The following is a 23,069-nucleotide window of genomic DNA, read 5'->3' on the forward strand; positions in this document are numbered from 1 at the left end:
TGATGAGGGCACGAGGCACAGTGGACCAGGCTACCAGCCGCTCCGAGGGCCTCCCAAACCCGTCGCTTCCCCGCGGGCGTGGGACTATGGAGGCTACGTATCGATCCGACCAGAGGCGGCAGACGCCTCAAGAAACAGGACCCTGCGTGCCCGCGACCCCTATTAATGTGCCGGAGCCGAGCCGTACCGACCCGGCGCGCATCCGCAACTTCTGCATCATCGCGCACATCGACCACGGCAAGTCGACACTCGCCGACCGCATGCTGCAGCTCACCGGCGTCGTCGAGCAGCGGCTGATGCGCGCCCAGTATCTCGACCGGATGGACATCGAGCGCGAGCGCGGCATCACGATCAAGTCCCAGGCGGTAAGGCTGCCGTGGGCGCCGACCGCGGGGGAGGGTGCGGGCACCACCCACATCCTCAACATGATCGACACCCCCGGCCACGTCGACTTCACCTACGAGGTCTCCCGCTCGCTCGCTGCCTGCGAGGGCACGATCCTCCTCGTGGACGCCGCCCAGGGCATCGAGGCGCAGACCCTTGCCAATCTCTACCTGGCGATGGAGAACGACCTCGCGATCATCCCGGTCCTCAACAAGATCGATCTGCCCGCCGCGCAGCCCGAGAAGTTCTCCGAGGAGCTCGCGCACCTCATCGGCTGCGAGCCCGAGGACGTGCTGAAGGTCTCAGCGAAGACCGGTGACGGCGTTCCCGAGCTGCTGGACAAGGTCGTCGACGTCGTCCCGGCCCCGGTCGGGGTGAAGGACTCCCCGGCCCGCGCGATGATCTTCGACTCGGTCTACGACTCGTACCGCGGCGTTGTCACCTACGTCCGGGTGGTCGACGGTCAGCTCAACAAACGCGAGCGGATCAGGATGATGTCGACCGGCGCCTCGCACGAGCTCCTGGAGATCGGCACCAACTCGCCGGAGATGACCCCGGCCGACGGCCTCGGTGTCGGCGAGGTGGGCTATCTGATCACCGGTGTGAAGGACGTCCGCCAGTCCAAGGTCGGCGACACCATCACCCAGCTCAACAAGGGCGCCGAGGAGCCGCTCGGCGGCTACAAGGACCCGAAGCCGATGGTCTTCTCGGGCCTGTATCCGATGGACGGCTCTGACTACCCCGAACTCCGCGAGGCCCTGGACAAGCTCCAGCTCAACGATGCCGCGCTGGTCTACGAGCCGGAGACCTCCGCCGCGCTCGGCTTCGGCTTCCGCGTCGGCTTCCTCGGCCTGCTGCACTTGGACGTCATCCGGGAGCGTCTGGAGCGCGAGTTCGGGCTCGACCTGATCGCGACCGCCCCCAACGTGGTCTACCGCGTGGACATGGAGGACGGCACCGAGCACACGGTCACCAACCCGAGCGAGTTCCCCACCGGCAAGATCGCCGAGGTGCACGAACCGGTCGTCCGCGCCACCCTCCTGGCCCCCAGCGAGTTCATCGGCGCGATCATGGAGCTGTGCCAGGCCCGGCGCGGCTCGCTGCTCGGCATGGACTACCTCTCCGAGGACCGCGTCGAGCTGCGCTACACGCTCCCGCTGGCCGAGATCGTCTTCGACTTCTTCGACCAGCTGAAGTCCAAGACCCGCGGCTACGCCTCGCTCGACTACGAACCCACCGGCGAGCAGACCGCCGACCTGGTCAAGGTCGACATCCTGCTGCACGGCGACAAGGTCGACGCCTTCTCGGCGATCACCCACAAGGAGAAGGCGTACGCGTACGGCGTGCGGCTCGTGGCCAAGCTGCGCGAGCTGATCCCGCGGCAGAACTTCGAGGTGCCCATTCAGGCCGCCATCGGCAGCCGTGTGATCGCCCGGGAAACCGTCCGCGCCATCCGCAAGGACGTCCTCGCCAAGTGCTACGGCGGTGACATCTCCCGTAAGCGGAAGCTGCTGGAGAAGCAGAAGGAAGGCAAGAAGCGGATGAAGATGGTCGGCAGTGTGGAGGTCCCCCAGGAAGCCTTCATCGCAGTGCTGTCCACGGATTCCGAGGGCGGGGAAGCCAAGGCCAGGAAGTAAGGCCGAAGTCGAGCAGTGGCGCGAAAGCCGAGCAGTAGGGCGAAAGCCGAGCGGTGGCGCGAAAGCCGAGCAGTAGGGCGAAAGCCGAGCGGTGGCGCGAAAGTCGAGCACTGAGGCGAAAGTTGAGCACTGAGGCGAAAGTTGAGAAGCGGGGCCGAAGCCGAGAAGCGGCCGCCACGGCGTAGAACGGCGTAAAGGCGCCCGTCCCCAGGCACCCGGGGGCGGGCGCCTTCGTGTGGCATACGGGTGAATGCCGGGCCTTCCGGTTTCTCGCGGAAGAAACGTGCCGTTACGCACTGCGCAGCGGTGATCCGGGCGGCCCCAGCGCGGACCCGGGCGGGGCACGACGGTCGTGCCGCGCAGACACCGCTCGGGAAGGGATGCTCGAGTGAAGTACACGAAGGCTGCCGCCATGATCGCCGGTTCCGTGATGGCCCTCGGAACCGGATCCGCCGCCGTTGCCCACGACGGGCCCGCGGCCTCCGGGACGACGCCGCAGGGCTGGGCGAGGCTGCTCAAGGACCAGCCGCTGGACGATATGAAGCCCCCGGCGGAGAAGCCGCTCAACGAGGTTCTCTCCGCCGCCACCACTCCACTGCAGCGCCAGATGATGGACCCGCGCCGGGTGGACAACGACATCCGCAGGACCGTCCTCGAGAAGGTGGGGCAGGGCCACGACGCGGCCGCGAACCCATCCACCGGAACGCTCGCCGGGGACCAGTTCGGCGGTGGCCAGGGCCAGGGTGGTCAGTTCACCGGTGGCCAGGGCGGCCAGGGCGGCCAGTTCGCCGGCAACCAGGGTCAGGGTGGTCAGTTCACCGGTGGCCAGGGTGGTCAGTTCGGCGGCGGTCAGGGTCAGGAGGGCCAGTTCGGCGGCGGTCAGGGTCAGGGTGGTCAGTTCACCGGCGGCCAGGGTGGTCAGTTCGGCGGCAACCAGGGTCAGGATGGTCAGTTCACCGGTGGTCAGTTCGGCGGCGGTCAGGGTCAGGGCGGCCAGTTCGGCGGCGGTCAGGGTCAGGGTGGTCAGTTCACCGGCGGCCAGGGTGGCCAGTTCGGCGGCAACCAGGGTCAGGATGGTCAGTTCACCGGTGGCCAGTTCGGCGGCGGCCAGGGTGGTCACTTCGGCGGCAACCAGGGTCAGGGCGTTCAGTTCGGCGGCAACCAGGGCCAGGGTGGTCAATTCGGCGGCAACCAGGGCCAGGGTGGTCAATTCGGCGGCAACCAGGGCCAGGGTGGCCAGTTCGACGGCAACCAGGGCCAGGGTGTTCAGTTCGGCGGCAACCAGGGTCAGGGCGGCCAGGGTGGTCAGTTCGGCGGCAACCAGGGCCAGGGCGGTCAGTTCGGTGGCGGCCAGGGTCAGGGTGGTCAGTTCGGCGGCATGCCCGCGGCCCGCTGAACCTGGCCCTCCCTAGGCGGCAGCGTGCGATGCGTGCGAGCGGGTCCGGACATATCAATCCGGGCCCGCTTCTCCATGTTCGTTATCCATGACTGGCAGATGACGGTTTCGTGCCGTCCACTGGGTGAAACGCACTTCAACGAGTGCGCAGTTCCCTCTTACGCAAAGGCGGAACGCGCCCTACGCTGATGGCTGCTCGAGGTTACTCGCGAGTTAAACAACTGGCGGACGGATTGAACAGCTCCCACTCACAGCACTTGCCGCGGGGCACGGAGGATGTCGTGAGCGACACGCAGACCCTTATCGAAAACCGGCCGCCCTCCGTGGCGACGCTCTTCCTGGAGCGGGTCGAGGCCACACCGGAGCGGGAGGCCTTTCGTTACCCCGTGCCGCCCGCCTCGGGCGACGGCCCGGACGACTGGCGCTCGCTCACCTGGAAGCAGTCCGCCGACCGCGTCCTGTCCATCGCCGCGGGCCTGATCGACATCGGCGTACGTCCCGAGGAGCGGGTCGCCATCGCCTCCGCGACCTGTCTGGACTGGATCCTGGCCGACCTCGGCGTGCTCTGCGCCGGTGCGGCGACCACCACGGTCTACCCGTCCACCAACGCTGAGGAGACGGCGTACATTCTGGCGGACTCCGGCAGCCGGGTCATGATCGCCGAGAACGCCGAGCAACTCGGCAAGGCCCGAGAGCAGCGCGACCAGCTCCCCGATCTGGCGCACGTCGTCGTGATGAACGAGACCGACGCGCTGACGGCCCCGGGCGACCCCGAGGACTGGGTGCTCTCCCTCGCCGAACTCGAACGGCGCGGCGCCGCCTACCTGGAGCTGAACCCGGACGTCGTCCGCAAGCGGATCGGTGCGATCACCGCCGATCAGCTCGCCACGCTGATCTATACCTCCGGCACCACAGGGCGCCCCAAGGGCGTGCGGCTGCCGCACGACAACTGGGCCTACATGGCCCGGGCCATCGAGTCCACCGGCCTGGTCACCGGCGAGGACGTCCAGTACCTGTGGCTGCCGCTGGCGCACGTCTTCGGCAAGGTCCTGACCTCGGGCCAGATCGCGGTCGGCCACGTCACCGCCGTCGACGGCCGAATCGACAAGATCATCGAGAACCTTCCAGTGGTCAAGCCGACCTACATGGCCGCGGTGCCCCGCATCTTCGAGAAGGTCTACAACGGCGTCGTGGCCAAGGCCCGCGCGGGCGGCCCGGCCAAGTACAAGGTCTTCATGTGGGCCGCGGACGTCGCCCGCGAGTACGCGAAGATCTCCCAGGACAACCTGCGACGCACCGGCAGCAGGACGGCGCCCCTCGGTCTCACCGTCAAGCACGCCATCGCCGACAAGCTCGTCTACGCCAAGTTGCGCGAAGCGTTCGGCGGCCGGCTGCGCGCCGCCGTCTCCGGCTCCGCCGCGCTGGCCCCGGACATCGGCTACTTCTTCTCCGGCGCCGGCATCGACATCCTGGAGGGCTACGGCCTCACCGAGTCCAGCGCCGCCAGCTTCATCAACCCGGGCGACACCTACCGCACCGGGACGGTCGGCAGGCCGCTGCCCGGCACCGAAGTCCGTATCGCCGACGACGGCGAGATCCTGCTCCGCGGCCCCGGCATCATGGAGGGCTACCACGGTCTGCCGGACAGGACGGCCGAGGTGCTGGAGTCCGACGGCTGGTTCCACACCGGCGACATCGGCGAGCTGTCCTCGGACGGCTTCTTGCGGATCACCGACCGCAAGAAGGATCTGATCAAGACGTCGGGCGGCAAGTACATCGCGCCCGCGGAGGTCGAGGGCCAGTTCAAGGCCGTCTGCCCGTTCGTCTCCAACATCCTGGTCCACGGCGCCGACCGGAACTTCTGCACGGCGCTCATCGCGCTCGACGAGCCCTCGATCACGGCCTGGGCCGCCGACCACGGCATGGCGGGCAAGCGGTACTCGGACGTGGTCACCTCCCGGGAAGTCGAGGAGATGATCGGCGGCTACGTCAGCCGCCTGAACGAGGGCCTGCAGCGCTGGCAGACGATCAAGAAGTTCCGGATCCTGCCGCGCGACCTCGATGTCGAGCACGGCGAGCTGACGCCCAGCCTCAAGCTCAAGAGGCCGGTCGTGGAGCGAGAATTCAAGCACCTGATCGACGAGATGTACGACGGTACGCGCGAGGTGTAGCCGCCTCCGCGCGGACGTTACCGGGCCCCGGGCGCTCTCCGCGCTCGGGGCCCGCCGTACGGTGCCTGCCCGACCGTGGCCCGCCGTACGGTGCCTGCCCGACCGTGGCCCGCCGTACGGTGCCTGCCCGACCGTGGCCCGTCCGCCCGGAGGCCCACCCCTTGCCGGCCGGCCCGGGGTCTTCCTGCGGCAGTGGACAATGGGGGGCATGCCCTCCGCACTGCCCGACGGCGAGCCCGTGCCCCACGACGGGGCACTGCCCGGCCGCGCCCTCGACGGTGCCGCCGCCCGCCCGCTCGGCTTCTATCTGCACGTGCCGTACTGCGCGACGCGCTGCGGCTACTGCGACTTCAACACCTACACCGCGAGCGAGCTGCGCGGCTCCGGCGGCGTCCTGGCCTCGCGCGACAACTACGCGGAGACGCTCACCGAGGAGATCCGGCTCGCCCGCAAGGTCCTCGGCGACGACCCACGCCCCGTGGAGACGGTCTTCGTCGGTGGCGGCACGCCGACGCTCCTCTCCTCCGCCGACCTGGGCCGGATGCTGGCCGCGATCCGGGAGGAGTTCTCGCTGGCGGCCGGGGCCGAGATCACCACCGAGGCCAACCCCGAGTCCGTGGACCCGCGCTATCTCGCCCAGCTCCGGGAGGCGGGCTTCAACCGTGTCTCCTTCGGGATGCAGAGCGCCCGCCGCCACGTCCTGCAGATCCTGGACCGTACGCACACGCCCGGGCGCCCCGAGGCCTGTGTCGCGGAGGCACGGGCCGCCGGATTCGACCATGTGAACCTCGACCTGATCTACGGAACGCCGGGGGAGAGCGAGACGGACTGGCGCGCCTCCCTGGACGCCGCGATCGGCGCCGGGCCCGACCACGTCTCCGCGTACGCGCTGATCGTCGAGGAGGGCACGCAGCTCGCCCGCCGCATCCGGCGCGGCGAGGTGCCGATGACCGACGACGATGTGCACGCGGACCGCTACCTCATAGCGGAGGAGACCCTGTCGGCCGCCGGGTTCGGCTGGTACGAGGTGTCGAACTGGGCCACGTCACGGGCGGGCCGCTGCCGCCACAACGAGCTGTACTGGACCGGCGCCGACTGGTGGGGCGCCGGTCCCGGGGCCCACAGCCACGTCGGCGGAGTGCGCTGGTGGAACGTCAAGCACCCGGGCGCGTACGCCCAGGCCCTGAGCGAGGGCCGCTCCCCGGGAGCGGGGCGCGAGGTGCTGTCCGGCGAGGACCGCAGGGTCGAACGCATCCTGCTGGAGCTCCGTCTGAAGGACGGCTGCCCGCTGGACCTGCTCGCTCCGGCGGGCACGCGGGCGGCCGGGCGCGCGCTGGCGGACGGCCTGCTCGAGCCGGGCCCGTACGAGTCGGGCCGGGCGGTGCTGACCCTGCACGGACGTCTGCTCGCGGACGCCGTCGTACGCGACCTGGTCGACTAGGCCGTGTCTTCTGGATCAGCTCGGGCCCGCGACACCTGGCACGGCACCTCGCTGCGTTGTCGGCGCACCGAGTGGGGCCACTACGAGGACACTCCGCCGCCTTGCGATCCACCGCACCAGACGCCGCAGGCTGATCCGAGCTGATCCAGAAGACCGGCCCAGCCCCGTGGTGCGGCCCGGCGGCCCCGGACTCACCCGCCCGGGGGAGCGCGGCCGACGCCGGGATGCCGCGGCCGGTGAGGGCCCGGAGAATCCTTGCTGTGAGCGACATGAAGGGTTCCTCGGGCCGTCAGCCACCGCCGTCACCCCCACCGGAACCGGCACGCACCGCCGCGGCGGAGGCGCCGAGCGAGTCCGTGGCCCTGGCGGCCATGATGTTCGCGGTGGCGATGACCTTCATCGACCAGACGATCGTCTCCATCGCAGCGCCGGACATCATCAAGGAGCTGGACCTCTCCTCCTCAGGCATGCAGTGGGTCGTCAACGCCTATCTGCTCACCCTCGCCGCCTTCTTCGCCCTCGGTGGCCGGCTGTCCGACGTCTTCGGTCACAAACGGCTCATGCTGATCGGCACCCTGGTCTTCGTCGTGTCCTCGGCGCTGTGCGGTGCGGTTCCCACCGGGGACGGGGCGCAGGCGTGGCTGGTCACCTTCCGCGCCACTCAGGGCGTCGGTGCGGCGCTCATGTTCCCGGCCGCGCTCGCCGTGGTCGTCGCCGTGTTCCCGGTGGCGCGGCGCGGCCGGGCGCTCGCGCTGTTCTTCGGGATCTCCGGCGCGCTGACCGCCATCGGCCCGCTGCTCGGCGGCTGGCTGACCACCTGGACCTGGCGCGCGATCTTCTGGGTCAACATCCCGGTCGCGATCATCGCCATCGCCCTGACGTTCGCCGCCCGCATCAGGAACGAGCCGCGCCGCGAGTCCATCGACTGGGCCGGCGCAGCGCTGGTGGTCATCGGGATGGGGCTGAGCGTCCTTGGGCTGCAGCAGGCCAGTGCGTGGGGGTGGAGCAGCGCCATCACCTGGCTGTGCATTCTGGGCGGCCTGGTGGTCCTCGCGCTGTTCGTGGGCTACGAGCTGCGCTCCCGCCATCCGCTCATCAAGCTGCAGGTCTTCACCGACCGGGCCTTCTCCGCCGATGTCGCCGTGCTGTTCTTCTCGATGATGGCGTTCGTCCCGGTGTTTTTCTTCACCTCGATCTACGCCCAGGTGTCGCTGAGTTCGTCCCCCAACCAGGCCGCGCTCTTCCTGCTCTACTTCTTCGCCGGGTTCGCCATCGCCTCCCAGTGGGGCGGCCGCATCCTCGACAAGCAGGGCGCCAGGCCCGCCCTCCGGCTCGGCACCGCACTCGGCGCCGTGGGTTTCGCCCTCTGGGCCAACAAGCTCACCGATCTCTCCCTGCACGACCAGTGGCCGTACGCCGCACTGGCCGGTGCCGGGATCGGCTTCCTGCTGGCCCCCGCCTCCACCGACGCCGTCAACCGTTCGATCGGCACTTCGTACGGCGAGGTCACGGGCATCACGCAGACGGTGCGCAACTACGCGGCCAGCATCGGTCTTGCGGTCTTCGGCACGGTGCTGACCCACACCATGACCGACCGCGTCGTGGAGAGCCTGGAAGCCCGGGGCGCCTCGCCGGAGCAGGCCCACGCGGGCGCGCGGGACATCGCCGAGGCGATCTCCGGCAACGCGGACAACCGTCCGCCGAGCGGCGACAGCCCGCTGGCCCGCCTCGGCAGCGATGCCCTGAGCGATATCCGCATGGACTTCGCGGAGGCGAACCAGGTCGTCTTCTTCTGCATGGCCGGCGCGCTGGCCATCGCGTTCATCTGTTCCGGCTTCCACCCCGGCACACGCGTCGCGGGCGGGGACGACGGCGCACAGCAGCCGGAGACCGGCGCCGGAACCGCCGCTACGGAGCGGTGACGAAGTCGATCAGCTTCTCGACCCGGCCCAGCAGCACGGGTTCCAGGTCCTTGTAGCTGCGGACCGATCCCAGGATGCGCTGCCACGCGGCGCCGGTGTTGTCCGGCCATCCGAGCGCTCGGCACACGCCCGTCTTCCAGTCCTGGCCGCGTGGTACGGAGGGCCAGGCCGGGATGCCCACCGAGGAGGGTTTCACCGCCTCCCAGACGTCGATGTACGGGTGGCCCACCACCAGCACGTCGTCGCCCGTGATCTCCGTGGCGATGCGGGACTCCTTGGACCCGGGCACCAGATGGTCGACCAGCACGCCGAGGCGCGCGTCGGGACCCGGCGAGAAGCTCTCGACGATGGCCGGAAGGTCGTCCACGCCCTCCAGGTACTCGACGACCACCCCTTCGATGCGCAGGTCGTCGCCCCAGACCCGTTCGACGAGTTCGGCGTCGTGCCGCCCCTCGACGTAGATCCGCCCGGCGCGCGCCACCCGCGCCCGCGCGCCCGGGACCGCGACCGAGCCCGACGCCGTACGGGTCGGGGGACGCGGCGCCGCGACCGTGGGCCGTACGAGCGTGACGACGCGGCCCTCGAGCAGGAAGCCGCGGGGCACCATGGGAAAGACGCGCTGCTTGAGGAAGCGGTCCTCCAGGGTGACGGTCGGGCCCTCGGCCGTTTTCTCCCAGCGCACCACCGCGCCGCAGAAACCGGTCGCGACCTCCTCGACCACCATGTCCGCCTCCACCGGCACCTCGGGTGCGGGCTTCTGCTTCTTCCACGGCGGGGTGAGGTCCGGCCCGTAACTTCTGCTGCGCATCCGGCCGATCTTACGGACCCGCGGTACGGCGCGCCTACGACACGCCGAACCGGGCCGCCAGCTCGTCGCGCTGCGCCCGTACGAAGGCCGCATCGACCACCGCTCCGTGACCGGGCACGTACAGTGCGTCCTCGCCGCCGAGGGCCAAGAGCCGGTCCAGCGCGGCGGGCCACTGGGCGGGGACCGCGTCGGGGCCCGCCTGCGGCTCGCCCGACTCCTCCACCAGGTCGCCGCAGAAGACGACGCTGGCCTCGCCCCCGCGCCCGGGCACCAGTACGGCCAGGTCGTGTCCGCTGTGCCCGGGGCCGACGTTGACGAGCACCGCGTCCCGCCCGTCGCCGAGCGGGACCGTCATCTCCCCGCTGACCAGGTGATTCGGCCGCGGCAGCAACTCGGCGGCCTCGGTCGCGGCCTCGCCGTCGAGTCCGTGCCGTACGGCGTCGTCGCGCAGCGTCTCGCGCGCCCGCGTGCCGCCCATCATCAGGTCCATCCGGATCGCGCCGTAGATCTGCGTCCCCGCGAACGCCGCGGAGCCCAGCAGGTGGTCGAAGTGCGGATGCGTGAGTGCGAGATGCGTCACCCGGCGCCCCAGTACCTCCTCCGCCTGGTGCCGCAACTGGGCGCCCTCGAGCAGCGTCGCACCCGCATCCACCATGAGCACGGCGGCCGGCCCGTGGACAAGGCCGGCCGTCGCGTCCCAGCGCGGCAGGCGGCGACGGGCGACGCCCGGTGTGAGCTGCTCCCAGCCCGCCTCTTCCCAAGTGCGGTTCATACGACGACGCTAGTCCCAGCCAGGTAGCGTTGCTCGCTGCCGAGTTCACATAGGCCGCGGGCGCGGGACGGGCCCCGGGCGAGCGGGCCGCCCTTGCCCTGGTCATACCACTGCGCCGTACACTGGCCGGGGGGAAGCTGGCACTCAGACACAGCGAGTGCCAAGCCCGGACCGAGGGACCACAGCTGGAGGTGTGCGCATGCTCAGCGAACGCAGACTCGAAGTGCTGCGCGCCATCGTCCAGGACTACGTGGGCACGGAGGAACCCGTGGGCTCCAAGGCGCTCACGGAGCGGCACGGCCTCGGTGTCTCCCCGGCCACCGTCCGTAACGACATGTCGGTGCTGGAGGAAGAGGGCTACATCGCCCAGCCGCACACGAGCGCGGGCCGCATCCCGACGGACAAGGGCTACCGCCTCTTCGTCGACAGGCTCGCGGGCGTCAAGCCGCTGTCCCAGGCCGAGCGCCGCGCCATCCACAACTTCCTGGACGGCGCCGTCGACCTCGACGACGTGGTCGGCCGTACCGTCCGGCTGCTGGCACAGCTCACGCGGCAGGTCGCCGTGGTGCAGTACCCGTCGCTGACGCGATCGACCATCCGGCACGTGGAACTGCTGTCGCTTGCCCCCGCCCGGCTGATGCTGGTGCTGATCACGGACACCGGCCGCGTGGAGCAGCGCATGGTCGACCTGCCCGCGCCCTTCGGTGAAAGCTCACTCGCCGACCTCCGGGCGCGGCTCAACAGCCGTGTCGGAGGCAGGCGTTTCGCCGATGTGCCCCAGCTCGTCCAGGATCTGCCGGACTCCTTCGAGGCGGAGGACCATCCCGCGGTCTCCACGGTCGTGGCGACGCTGCTGGAGACCCTGGTGGAGGAGACCGAGGAGCGGCTGGTGATCGGCGGCACGGCCAATCTCACCCGCTTCGGGCACGACTTCCCCCTGACCATTCGGCCGGTGCTGGAGGCTCTGGAGGAGCAGGTGGTGCTCCTCAAGCTGCTCGGCGAGGCCAAGGACTCGGGCATGACCGTACGAATCGGGCATGAGAACGCCCATGAGGGGCTGACTTCCACATCGGTCGTCGCGGTCGGCTACGGTTCGGGCGACGAGGCAGTCGCCAAACTCGGCGTGGTCGGACCGACCCGCATGGACTACCCCGGAACGATGGGAGCGGTACGCGCAGTGGCACGTTACGTCGGACAGATCCTGGCGGAGTCGTAAGTGGCCACGGACTACTACGCCGTCCTCGGCGTGCGCCGCGACGCAGGGCAGGACGAGATCAAGAAGGCGTTCCGTCGCCTCGCCCGTGAGCTGCACCCGGACGTCAACCCGGACCCGAAGACCCAGGAGCGGTTCAAGGAGATCAACGCCGCTTACGAGGTGCTCTCCGACCCGCAGAAGAAGCAGGTCTACGACCTCGGCGGGGACCCGCTCTCCGGCGCAGCCGCGGGCGGCGGCGCGGGCGGCTTCGGCGCGGGATTCGGCAACTTCTCCGACATCATGGACGCCTTCTTCGGCACCGCGTCCCAGCGCGGCCCGAGGTCGCGCACACGGCGCGGCCAGGACGCCATGATCCGGCTCGACATCGAGCTGGACGAGGCGGCCTTCGGCACCACGAAGGACATCCAGGTCGACACCGCCGTCGTGTGCACCACGTGCTCGGGCGAGGGCGCCGCGCCCGGCACCTCCGCGCAGACCTGCGACATGTGCCGGGGGCGCGGCGAGGTCTCGCAGGTGACGCGGTCCTTCCTCGGCCAGGTCATGACCTCGCGGCCGTGCCCGCAGTGCCAGGGCTTCGGCACGGTCGTGCCCAACCCCTGCCCGGAGTGCGCGGGCGACGGGCGCATCCGCTCGCGGCGCACCCTCACCGTCAAGATCCCGGCGGGCGTGGACAACGGCACCCGCATCCAGCTCGCCGGCGAGGGCGAGGTCGGCCCGGGCGGCGGCCCCGCGGGCGACCTGTACGTCGAGATCCACGAGATGCCGCACCCGGTGTTCCAGCGGCGCGGGGACGACCTGCACTGCACTGTCACCATCCCGATGACGGCGGCCGCGCTCGGCACGAAGGTGCCGCTGGAGACGCTCGACGGGCTGGAGGAGGTCGACATCCGGCCCGGCACGCAGTCGGGGCAGTCGATCCCGCTCCACCAGCGCGGCGTCACGCACCTGCGGGGCGGCGGGCGCGGCGATCTGGTGGTCCACGTCGAGGTCCAGACACCCACGAAGCTCGATCCGCAGCAGGAGGATCTGCTGCGGCAGCTCGCGAAGCTGCGCGGTGAGGAGCGGCCCTCGGGGCACTTCCAGCCGGGGCAGCAGGGGCTGTTCTCCCGCCTGAAGGACGCCTTCAACGGCCGCTGACCGGTCTTGGCCGAGGCCAACCGGTGGCAGGCGTCGAATTCGTCCGGGCCCCGGACGAAGTCCCGAGGGAGGATGGGCACACCGAACCCGCCGACTCGCGGCCACGTGAGAATCGGCGAACCGCAGCACGGTGCGGGCTTGCCGCGTGAGCGGCAAACACAGGGAGGTGCCCCCGCCGTTGCCGTCTGCGGGCCGCCGCCCCCCGGACTTCGCCGGGCCCCGGCCCCGGCGAACGCATGCCCACAGCGATGGGGGACCGGCTGACCCGATCAGCCGCGGGACGGAACCGCGTGACACCATACGGCCATGCCCTCCGTGTTCTCGGATCTGTCGCCGTACCCGATCGTGCAGGCCCCCATGGCCGGCGGGGCCTCCTGCCCCGAGCTCGCCGCAGCCGTGTGCGAGGCGGGCGGCCTCGGATTCCTCGCCGCCGGGTACAAGACGCCGGAGGCGATGTACCAGGAGGTCAAGCGGCTCCGCGGGCTGACCGAGCGCCCCTTCGGGGTGAATGTGTTCATGCCGCAGCCCTCGCTCGCGGACGCCGGTGCGCTCGAGGTCTACCGGGAGCAGCTCGCGGGCGAGGCGTCCTGGTACGAGACGCCGCTCGGCGACACCGACGGCAGCATGGACGACGCGTACGAGGCCAAGCTCGCGATCCTGCTCGACGACCCCGTCCCCGTCGTCTCCTTCACCTTCGGCTGCCCTTCGCGGGCCGCCCTGGACGCGTTCGCCAAGACGGGCACGCTCACGGTCGTCACCGTCACGAGCCCCGACGAAGCGCAGGCGGCCCAGTGGGCGGGTGCCGACGCCGTCTGCGTCCAGGGCATCGAGGCCGGTGGCCACCAGGGCACCCACCACGACGACCCGCAGGCCGACGGCACCTCGTCCGGGGTCGGTCTGCTGACGCTCGTCGCACAGGTCGGCGAGGCCGTCCAGCTGCCGATCATCGCCGCGGGCGGGGTGATGCGGGGCGGCCAGATCGCGGGTGCACTGGCAGCCGGCGCGGAGGCGGCCCAGCTCGGCACCGCCTTCCTCGTCGCCGCGGAGTCGGGCGCCAACGCCCTGCACAAGCGGGCCATGACCGATCCGCTGTTCCCGCGGACCGAACTGACCCGGGCCTTCTCGGGACGCCCGGCCCGCGGCCTGGTCAACCGGTTCATCCGCGAGCACGGGCGATACGCCCCGGCCGCCTATCCGCAGATCCACCACATGACCGCGGGGCTGCGCAAGGCCGCGGCCACGGCGGGTGACCCGCAGGGCATGGCGCTCTGGGCGGGGCAGGGCCACCGGCTGGCGCGCCAGCTCCCGGCCGGTGAGCTGGTCGAGGTGCTGGTGGCAGAACTGGAGTCGGCGCGCGAGTCGTTGGTGACCGGAGCCGGGTCGTGACGGCACCGGTCTTCCTCGCCGACCGCGACCTGCTGCACCGCCTCCGGCACGAGGGCGCCACGGCCGTCGCCCTAGAGGGGCCCGAGGGCCGCCACGCGGTGTCCGTACGGCGGTTGCGGGTCGGCGAGGAGGTCGTGCTGACGGACGGGGCGGGCACCGGCGCGTACGGCACCGTGGCCGCGGTCGAAGGCAAGGACCGGCTGGACGTCGCGGTCTCGGCGTGGCGCGAGGAGCCCGAGCCGCGGCCCCGGATCACCGTCGTCCAGGCGCTGCCCAAGGGCGACCGGGGCGAGCTCGCCGTCGAGACCATGACGGAGACCGGCGCCGATGCGATCGTGCCGTGGGCGGCGGCGCGTTGTGTCACCCAGTGGCGGGGCGAGCGCGGGACGAAGGCGCTGACCAAGTGGCGGACCACTGCCCGTGAGGCGGGAAAGCAGGCCCGCCGTCTCCGCTTCCCCGAGGTGGCCGGGCCGATGACGACGCGAGAGGTGGCCGGGCTGCTCGCGGACGCGGCGTTCGCGGGCGTGCTCCACGAGGAGGGCGGCGAACCGCTGGCCACCGCCGAACTCCCCGCCCAGGGGGACATCGTGCTCGTCGTCGGCCCCGAGGGCGGCGTCTCGCCGGAGGAGCTGGCCGCGTTCGGGGAAGCGGGGGCGAAGCCGTACCGGCTCGGTCCAACCGTGCTGCGCACCTCCACGGCGGGTACCGCGGCGACGGCCCTGCTGCTGGGCCGTACGGGCCGCTGGTCCTGAACGGGTCGCCGGTCCTGAGCGGGCGCCGCTGGTCCTGAGCGGGTCGCCGGTCCTGAGCGGGCGCCGCTGGTCCTGAGCGGGTCGCCGGTCCTGAGCGGGCTCCGCCGCTCCTGAGGGAGCAGCCGGTCCTGAGCGGGCAGCCGGTCCTGAGCGCGTCGCCGGTCCGGAGGGGGCAGCCGGTCCTGAGCGCGTCGCCGGTCCGGAGGGGGCAGCCGGTCCTGAGCGGCCTGCCGGTCCGGGCCGGAGCGCGCGCCCGGTGCGGCAAGGGTCGTCATCTCCCTTCCGCCGGTACCGAATTCCGGTCACCGAGTACCGGAAAGTGCTGGTAGGGCCTCTGTTGCGTCATTAGTGTGGCGGGCGTGACGCAGCCTTCGACGCCTTCTTCGCCGCAACCCTCATACCTCCGCCACCCGCATCTGCACGGCGAGTTGATCACCTTCACCGCCGAGGACGACGTCTGGGCCGCGCCCCTGGACGGGGGCCGCGCCTGGCGGGTCAGCGCCGACAACCTGCCCGTCTCGTGTCCGCGGATCTCGCCGGACGGGGGGCACATCGCCTGGACCTCCGCCCGCGACGGGGCGCCCGAAGTGCACGTGGCCCCCGCCGACGGCGGCAGCGCCAAGCGCCTGACCCACTGGGGCAGTTGGAAGACCGCCGTACGGGGCTGGACGCCGGACGGCGAGGTGCTGGCGATCAGCACGTACGGGCAGGCGTCCCTGCGCCGCACCTGGGCCCGGGCGCTCCCGCTGGACGGCAGCCCCGCGCGCACGCTCCCGTACGGCCCGGTCGGCGACGTGGCCTACGGCCCGCGCGGTGCCGTCCTGCTGCTCTCGGCCACCATGGGCCGCGAGGCCGCGGCCTGGAAGCGCTACCGCGGCGGCACGGCGGGCAAGTTGTGGCTCGACCGCGACGGAAGCGGCGAGTTCGAGCGGCTCCACGCGGACCTCGACGGGAACATGGAGTTCCCGCTCTGGGTGGGGGACCGGCTCGCGTTCCTCTCGGACCACGAGGGCACAGGGGCGCTCTACTCCTCGCACCCCGACGGGTCGGACCTGCGCCGCCACACGCCGCTCGACGGCTTCTACGCCCGCCATGCCGCGACCGACGGCACGCGCGTCATCTACTCCTCCGGCGGCGAACTGTGGCTGCTGGACGACCTGGAGAGCGCCGAGCCGCGGCTCATGACCGTCCGTCTCGGCGGCCAGCGCACCGACCTCCAGCCGCACCCGGTGCGGGCCTCTGCCTACCTCGGCGACGCCCGCCCCGACCGTACGGGCCGGGGCAGCGCCGTCGAGGTGCGCGGCAGCATCCACTGGGTGACCCACCGCGAGGGCCCGGCCCGCGCGCTCGCGGCCACGGCGGGCGTACGGGGACGGCTGCCCCGCGTCTTCCGGGCGGGCGGCGGGAGCGAGGAGCACGTCGTCTGGGTCACGGACGCCGAGGGCGAGGACGCCCTGGAGTTCGCGCCCGCCGCCGGCACGGCACCCGGCACGGCGCCCCGGCGCATCGGGGCGGGGCTGTTCGGCCGCGTTCTCGACCTCGCCACGGCGCCCGACGGCAGCCGGGTGGCCGTCGCCTCGCACGACGGACGGGTGCTGCTCGTCGAGCGCGAGTCGGGGGAGGTGCGCGAGGTCGCCCGCAGTGAGTTCGGCGACGCCGACGGCCTGGTCTTCTCGCCCGACTCCGGCTGGCTCGCCTGGTCCCACCCGGGCCCCGGACCGCTGCGCCAGCTCAAGATCGCCAACGCCACGGACCTGTCGGTCGCCGAAGCCACCCCGCTGCGCTTCAACGACTTCTCGCCCGCCTTCACCGCCGACGGCAAGCACCTGGCGTTCCTCTCCGAGCGGGCCTTCGACCCGGTCTACGACGCACACGTCTTCGACCTGGCCTTCGTCGGCGCGTGCCGTCCGCACCTGATCACGCTCGCCGCGGCCACGCCGTCGCCGTTCGGCCCGCAGCGGCACGGCCGCCCCCGCGAGGACGACAAGACGGACCACGACGGCGGCGACCAGGACCAGGACCAGACGCCGCCCGTCACCCGTATCGACCTCGACGGTCTCGCCGACCGCATCGTGCCCTTCCCGGTCGAGGCGGGCCGGTACTCCACGCTGCGCTCGGCGGAGGACGGCGTGCTGTGGCTGCGCCACCCGATGCGCGGCGTCCTCGGCTCCGGCCTGGCCACGCCGGAGGACGACGGGCCGACCACCGCGCTCGTCCGCTATGACCTCGCCCAGCGGCGACTGGAGGAACTCGCCGGTGACGTCGACGACTTCGCGGTCAGCGGCGACGGCAAGCGGGTGCTGCTCTCGACCGACGGCAAGCTGCGCGCCGTACCGGCCGACGCCAAGTCCTCGGACGACGACGACAGCGACAGCAGCACCACGGTCGACCTCTCCCGGATCCGACTGACCGTCGACCCGGCCGCCGAGTGGCGGCAGATGTACGACGAGGCCGGGCGCCTCATGCGCGACAACTTCTGGCGGCCGGACCTGGGCGGCACGGACTGGGACGCCGTCCTGGACCGCTACCGTCCGGCGCTCGGCCGCGTCGCCACCCACGACGACCTGGTCGACCTGTTGTGGGAGGTCCAGGGCGAACTGGGCACCTCCCACGCGTACGTCACCCCGCCCGGCGGTTGGGGCGACCCCGCGCACCGGCAGGGGTTGCTCGGCGCCGACCTGGCACGCGACGAGGAAGGCGTGTGGCGGATCGAGCGCATCCTGCCGTCCGAGACCTCCGATCCAGGAGCCCGCTCCCCGCTGGCCGCCCCGGGCGTGGCCGTACGGGCCGGTGACGCGATCCTGGCCGTCGACGGCCACCGGGTGGACCCGGTGACCGGTCCCGGGCCACTGCTCGTCGGCGCCGCGGGCAAGCCGGTCGAGCTCACCGTCGCGCCGTCCGGCGGGGGCGACCCGCGGCACGTCGTGGTCGTCCCGGTCGCGGACGAGGAGCCGCTGCGCTACCACGCGTGGGTCGCGGGGCGGCGGGCGTACGTGCACGAGCAGTCCGGGGGGCGCCTCGGCTATCTGCACGTCCCCGACATGCAGGCGCCCGGCTGGGCGCAGATCCACCGCGACCTGCGGGTCGAAGTCGCCCGCGAGGGGCTGGTGGTGGACGTCCGCGAGAACCGCGGCGGCCACACCTCCCAGCTCGTCGTGGAGAAGCTGGCCCGCCGCATCGTCGGCTGGGACCTGCCGCGCGGCGTGCAGCCGGTGAGCTATCCGCAGGACGCGCCGCGCGGGCCGGTCGTCGCCGTCGCCAACCAGTTCTCCGGTTCCGACGGCGACATCGTCAACGCGGCCGTCAAGGCCCTGGGCATCGGCCCGGTGGTCGGGGAGCGCACCTGGGGCGGCGTCATCGGCATCGACCGCCGCTACTCGCTGGTCGACGGCACGGAGGTCACCCAGCCCAAGTACGCCTTCTGGCTGGAGGGTTACGGCTGGGGTGTCGAGAACCACGGCGTCGACCCGGACGTGGAGATCGTCCACGCACCCCAGGACTCGGCGGCGGACCGCGACCCCCAGCTCGACGAGGCGATCCGCATCGCCCTGGCGGCGCTCTCGGAGAACCCGGCGAAGATCCCGCCGCGGCTCCCCGAACTCCCGTAACGCCCGGGCGGCTTGGGGAGGCGGCGGCAGGGAGAGGCGTCCGGCGGGGCCGCCTCCCGCTGCCGGCGCGGGTTTCCGGGGCGGCTCCGAGCGGCGCCGCCAGGCGCGGAGTCCGGGCGCCTCCGGCGCGATCAACAGGCGGCCCCCGCATGCCAGTGGGCGGTGGGGCGACCTGGCGTTCTGGGCGCCGGAGGCCCTCCGTAGGGTGGTGCCATGGCCGAGGAGACACCGCTCATCCGCAGTCTGCGTTCCGCCGTCGAGGCCGCTCCCGACGATGTCCCTCTGCGTCTGCACCTCGCCGAGCTGCTGCTCGGCGAAGGACGGACGGACAAGGCCGTGGCCGAGATCGCGGCCGCCCTCCAGCGCGCCCCGGGCGACGCGCAGGCGGGGGCCCCTGATGGCGCGCGCCATGGGCGGCGGCCCGGCGTCCGCCACCGGGCCCGGCGCCACGCCCCTGTCGGAGGGCGGGTCCACCCCCTCGGCCACCGGCGGCCGCACCGGCCAGGACGCCCCTACCGGTACGCCGCCCAATTCCCAAGTCCCCGGTGAACAGGGCGGCTTCGATTGGCAGGCGGCCGAGCGCGAGGTCGGCGACGTCGTACCGCCCCGCTTCGTCGAGTCCTCCGTCACGGGCGACGGTACGGGAGAGGCTACTGGCGACGACATGGGGAGCGGCGGAGGTGAGGACGTACGGCGCCTGGAGCGCCCGCTTGCCGCCGAAGGGCCGGGCGACCCCGGCGGCGCCTCGACATGGGATGTCGAGGCTGCCGCGCCGCAGCGTCCCCGTCACGGTCCTGGCCGGCGTCATCGCGCCCATGGCCCTGGTGTCGGTGCTGATCGTGACCGTGCCGTGGACCGACGCCGCCTTCCTCGGCGCGACCGTCGCCCACTCCGTCCGGCTGGTGGTCCTGGCGTACTGGAGCTGCCGGGCGGCGCTGCGGTGCGCAGGCCCAAGGATTGAAACCGGGCAGGTACGGGCCGCTTCGGCCGCCCCGTCAAGGTTTGCCCGGTGGCGAGGCGTCCCGGTGTGGTCGGATGCAAGGCGCCGGAACGGCCTCGTAGTGGACCTGCTCGGCCGGTCCGGCAACGCAGCGGACGGCCGTGCCAGGGCGGTGAGCGGGGCAAACCTCGGCGGGACGGCACTAGCATGCGACCCGTAAACGATCGACTCGGATGATCCGCGGCACGGTCCGACCGTACGGGGCGGTGCGAGGATCGGCGCGAAGGAGGCCCGGACCATGGCCGGAGAGCGGCAGGACGACTGCCTGTTCTGCAAGATCGTCGCGGGGGAGGTCCCGGCGGACGTCGTGCGCGAGACCGGCACGACGCTCGCGTTCCGCGACATCAACCCCCAGGCGCCCACGCACGTCCTCGTCGTCCCCAAGGTCCACTACCGGGACGCCCCCTCCCTGGCGGCCGCCGACCCCCAGGTGACGGCGGACGTGCTCCGCGAGGCGGGCGAGGTCGCGGCCGAGGACAAGGTGGACGGGACGGGCTACCGCATCGTGTTCAACACCGGCAGCGGCGCGGGCCAGACCGTATGGCACGCGCACGCCCACGTCCTGGGCGGCCGCGGCTTCAACTGGCCACCGGGATAAGGCGGAAGACCCGACATGTCCGCCCGCGAACTCGTCGTCCTGGGCACCGCGAGCCAGGTGCCCACCCGGCACCGCAACCACAACGGCTATCTGCTGCGCTGGGACGGCGAGGGCATCCTCTTCGACCCCGGTGAGGGCACCCAGCGGCAGATGCTGCTCGCGGGTGTCGCCGCCCACGACATCAACCGGATCTGCATCACGCACTTCCACGGCGACCACTCCCTGGGCCTGGCAGGGGTCGTCCAGCGCATCAATCTCGACCGCGTGCCGCACCCGGTGACCGCGCACTATCCGGCCAGCGGCGAGCGCTTCTTCGGGCGGCTGAGGTACTCCACGGCGTACCACGAGAAGGCGCGGATTGTGGAGCGGCCCGTCAGCGGAGAGGGCGAAGTGCTCGCCGAGGGACCACCGTTCACCCTGGAGGCGCGACTCCTCTCGCACCCCGTGGAGGCGTACGGCTACCGCCTCACCGAGCCGGACGGCCACCGCATGCTCCCGGAGCGCCTGGCGGCGTACGGGATCGTCGGGGCCGACATCGGACGTCTGCAGCGCGAGGGGGCCCTGGAGGTCCCGGGGCGCGGCACGGTCGCCCTCGCGCAGGTCAGCGAGGCGCGGCGGGGACAGCGCTTCGCATTCGTGATGGACACGCGGATGTGCGAGAGCGTGCACGCGCTCGCCGAGGGCTGTGACCTGCTCGTCATCGAGTCCACGTTCCTCGACGAGGCGGCGGTCATGGCGGAGGAGTACGGCCACTTGACGGCGGGTCAGGCGGGCCGGGTGGCGGCGGAGTCGGGCGTACGGCATCTGGTGCTCACGCACTTCTCGCAGCGGTACGCGGAGCCGGCGGACTTTGAACGGGAGGCGCGGGCGGCCGGGTTCGACGGCGAGCTGACCATCGCCCGTGACCTGAACCGCATTGCGTTTCCGAAGCGGCTCTGACGCGTTCTGCCGCATGCGGGGCCGGGCCAGCGGTCGCACGCGGAACCACCGAAGTCCCGGGCCCGGACGGCGTTCAGCCCCGCCGGGCGGAGTCTGACGAGCCGTCGTAGGCTGGGGAATGTGCGCCTTGCAGGGCGCCGCCGCACCGGCGGGGAGCGCGGTTCACCATGAGGCCGACCGTCCGCAGCAGCAGGCCGGCCGCGGCGCTCGTGGCGCTGCTCGCCGTTCTCGGCGCCGGGGCCGCCGGGCAGCCGGACCGCCCCGAGCACGTCGCCGCCGCGACCACGGCCCGGACCCACGCCGGTCCCACACGCGTCGCCTACGACGTCTCGCTCAGCGGCGACAAGGGCGGGGCGCGCTGGACCGGGCGGGAGAGCGTGACGTTCACCAACACGACGGGCGGGCCCCTGCGCGAGGTGTATCTGCGGCTGTGGGGAAACGCCTGGGACGGTTGCGAGCGGCCGACTCCCGTGCGCGTCACCCGCGTCGAGGGCGGCACGTCCCGCGGCCTGTCCGCCGGCTGCACCGCTCTCCGTATCGATCTGCCGGGCCCCCTCGCGCACGGGGCGCGCACGACGGTCGCGTTCGACGTCGAGCTCACGGCGCCCCGCCGCACCGAACGCTTCGGCCGGGACGGCCCGTACACCTACCTGGGCAACGCCCTGCCCGTGCTGGGCGTACACGACGCACAGGGCTGGCATCTCGATCGCGATGTCGGCTTCGGCGAGAGCTACTACACGCTGGCCGCGGGCTTCCGGGTCCGCCTCTACCACCCCTCGGACCTGAAGGTGCCCACCACGGGCACGGCCGTCACCGTGCAGGGTGACGGCCGGAACGGTACCGGTGAGGGCGGGAACGGCACGGGTGCCGGCCGGAGCGGTACCGGTGAGGGCGGGAACGACGGGGACGGGAGCGCCAGGTCCGTCACCACCGCCACCGCCCACCGGGTGCGCGACTTCGCCTGGGCCGCGGGCCCCTTCGCCACGGCAACGACCGAGTCCCAGGGCGGAGTCCGGGTCACCACGTTCCGTCCCGCCGCCACCCCCGCCCCGGTCGCGTCGTCGACCAGGCGGCTCGCCGCCGAGGCCCTGGACGACTTCGGCGCGCGCTTCGGACGCTATCCCTACAGCGAGGCGGACCTCGTCCTGCACCAGGGGTTCGGGACGACCCCGGGCGACATGGAGTACCCCGGGCTCGTCCTCCTCAACTCCCGTGCGGCGGGCGGCGCGACGGTCCACGAGATGGCGCACCAGTGGTGGTACGGCATCGTCGGCAACGACCAGTTCGACGCGCCCTGGCTCGACGAGGGCTTCGCCGTCTACGCCGAGGACCTCTTCCGCGGCGACCGCCGCCCCGACTGCCGGCCCGCGACCGGCATGTCCCGCTCCATGGGCCACTGGGCCGGGCATGAGGGCGCATGGAAATCCGCTGTCTACAAGGGCGGTTCCTGCGCACTGCACGCGCTGGAGCGGGAGATCGGCGGATCGGCCATGGCGCGGCTGATGAAGGACTACGCCCGTGACCACTGGCACGGGGTGTCGACCAGCGCCTCCTTCCGTCGCGCCGCGCAGGCGGTCACCGCCCGGGAACTCGGCCCATTCTGGCGGGAGCACGGCATCCGCTGACGGCATCCGCCGGCGGGCGACCCGTTGACCGCATCCGCCGGCGGGCGACCGGGTTGACCGGCGTCCGTCGAGGGGCGCCCCTGTTGACCGGAATCCGCCGGCGGGCGAGCCGGCTGACCGGATCCGGGTCGCCCGGCGTGACCGACGGCGTACCGTACGGAGCGCACTTGGCCCGATCCCCGCAGCCGGATCCATACTCAGGTCAGGCGGTGCGACCTGCACCGATCGTCGTCGGACGAGGAGTGGAGCGTGACGCGAAGCGACGAGAACCGGCCGC

The 23,069-nt window shown here is 72.1% G+C and carries 17 protein-coding genes; 15 read left to right on the top strand and 2 right to left on the bottom strand.

Annotated features, from left to right (window positions below):
- Positions 1–146 precede the first annotated feature (146 nt).
- From lepA to AB0M26_RS24265, 5 genes are all read left to right on the top strand, one after another.
- Complete coding sequence (gene lepA / locus AB0M26_RS24245) at positions 147–2,021, top strand: translation elongation factor 4 (RefSeq protein WP_365263927.1); 1,875 nt, start codon at positions 147–149, stop codon at positions 2,019–2,021.
- A gap of 388 nt (positions 2,022–2,409) precedes the next feature.
- Positions 2,410–3,417 (top strand): hypothetical protein, encoded by a 1,008-nt coding sequence (locus AB0M26_RS24250; RefSeq protein ID WP_365263928.1) that lies wholly within the window; start codon positions 2,410–2,412, stop codon positions 3,415–3,417.
- Between the two features lie 281 nt (positions 3,418–3,698).
- Positions 3,699–5,588 (top strand): AMP-dependent synthetase/ligase, encoded by a 1,890-nt coding sequence (locus tag AB0M26_RS24255; RefSeq protein ID WP_365263929.1) that lies wholly within the window; start codon positions 3,699–3,701, stop codon positions 5,586–5,588.
- 208 nt (positions 5,589–5,796) lie between these two features.
- Positions 5,797–7,029 carry a radical SAM family heme chaperone HemW gene (gene hemW / locus AB0M26_RS24260; protein ID WP_365263930.1) on the top strand — a complete coding sequence of 411 codons (1,233 nt, stop codon included), beginning with the start codon at positions 5,797–5,799 and terminating at the stop codon, positions 7,027–7,029.
- Between the two features lie 371 nt (positions 7,030–7,400).
- Complete coding sequence (locus AB0M26_RS24265; protein ID WP_365263964.1) at positions 7,401–8,951, top strand: MFS transporter; 1,551 nt, start codon at positions 7,401–7,403, stop codon at positions 8,949–8,951.
- On the opposite strand, the gene AB0M26_RS24270 is transcribed toward AB0M26_RS24265, so the two are convergent.
- Both AB0M26_RS24270 and AB0M26_RS24275 read right to left on the bottom strand, forming a co-directional pair.
- A complete protein-coding gene (locus tag AB0M26_RS24270; RefSeq protein WP_365263931.1) occupies positions 8,938–9,759 on the bottom strand; it encodes a DUF3097 domain-containing protein in 822 nt (273 codons plus the stop codon). The genes AB0M26_RS24265 and AB0M26_RS24270 overlap by 14 nt on opposite strands.
- 34 nt (positions 9,760–9,793) lie before the next feature.
- A complete protein-coding gene (locus tag AB0M26_RS24275) occupies positions 9,794–10,531 on the bottom strand; it encodes an MBL fold metallo-hydrolase (RefSeq protein ID WP_365263932.1) in 738 nt (245 codons plus the stop codon).
- Between the two features lie 199 nt (positions 10,532–10,730).
- Between AB0M26_RS24275 and hrcA the strand changes: the two genes are divergently transcribed.
- The 10 genes from hrcA (at position 10,731) to AB0M26_RS24325 (ending at position 22,792) form a co-directional block, all read left to right on the top strand.
- Positions 10,731–11,747 carry a heat-inducible transcriptional repressor HrcA gene (gene hrcA, locus AB0M26_RS24280; protein ID WP_365263933.1) on the top strand — a complete coding sequence of 339 codons (1,017 nt, stop codon included), beginning with the start codon at positions 10,731–10,733 and terminating at the stop codon, positions 11,745–11,747.
- Positions 11,748–12,884, top strand: coding sequence for a molecular chaperone DnaJ (dnaJ, locus tag AB0M26_RS24285; protein ID WP_365263934.1), 1,137 nt, complete (start codon positions 11,748–11,750; stop codon positions 12,882–12,884).
- 306 nt (positions 12,885–13,190) lie between these two features.
- Complete coding sequence (locus tag AB0M26_RS24290) at positions 13,191–14,270, top strand: nitronate monooxygenase (RefSeq protein ID WP_365263935.1); 1,080 nt, start codon at positions 13,191–13,193, stop codon at positions 14,268–14,270.
- Positions 14,267–15,022, top strand: coding sequence for a 16S rRNA (uracil(1498)-N(3))-methyltransferase (locus AB0M26_RS24295; protein WP_365263936.1), 756 nt, complete (start codon positions 14,267–14,269; stop codon positions 15,020–15,022). Before AB0M26_RS24290 ends, AB0M26_RS24295 begins: the two co-directional genes overlap by 4 nt.
- Positions 15,023–15,381: 359 nt before the next feature.
- Positions 15,382–18,630, top strand: a complete 3,249-nt coding sequence (locus AB0M26_RS24300; RefSeq protein ID WP_365263937.1) for a PDZ domain-containing protein — start codon at positions 15,382–15,384, stop codon at positions 18,628–18,630.
- Positions 18,631–18,843: 213 nt separating this feature from the next.
- Positions 18,844–19,179 (top strand): tetratricopeptide repeat protein, encoded by a 336-nt coding sequence (locus tag AB0M26_RS24305; RefSeq protein ID WP_365263938.1) that lies wholly within the window; start codon positions 18,844–18,846, stop codon positions 19,177–19,179.
- Between the two features lie 206 nt (positions 19,180–19,385).
- The gene (locus AB0M26_RS24310) at positions 19,386–19,790 is read left to right on the top strand and encodes a hypothetical protein (protein WP_365263939.1); all 405 of its coding nucleotides are present in this window, start codon (positions 19,386–19,388) and stop codon (positions 19,788–19,790) included.
- Between the two features lie 78 nt (positions 19,791–19,868).
- Positions 19,869–20,228 (top strand): histidine triad nucleotide-binding protein, encoded by a 360-nt coding sequence (locus AB0M26_RS24315; protein WP_365263940.1) that lies wholly within the window; start codon positions 19,869–19,871, stop codon positions 20,226–20,228.
- Between the two features lie 15 nt (positions 20,229–20,243).
- The gene (locus tag AB0M26_RS24320; RefSeq protein WP_365263941.1) at positions 20,244–21,167 is read left to right on the top strand and encodes a ribonuclease Z; all 924 of its coding nucleotides are present in this window, start codon (positions 20,244–20,246) and stop codon (positions 21,165–21,167) included.
- Positions 21,168–21,334: 167 nt separating this feature from the next.
- Positions 21,335–22,792: a M1 family metallopeptidase gene (locus AB0M26_RS24325; protein ID WP_365263942.1), complete on the top strand. Its 1,458-nt coding sequence runs from the start codon at positions 21,335–21,337 to the stop codon at positions 22,790–22,792.
- Positions 22,793–23,069: the final 277 nt, after the last annotated feature.

Origin of the sequence: Streptomyces sp. NPDC051776 (genome assembly GCF_040681345.1) — a bacterium.
Lineage (GTDB): Bacteria > Actinomycetota > Actinomycetes > Streptomycetales > Streptomycetaceae > Streptomyces.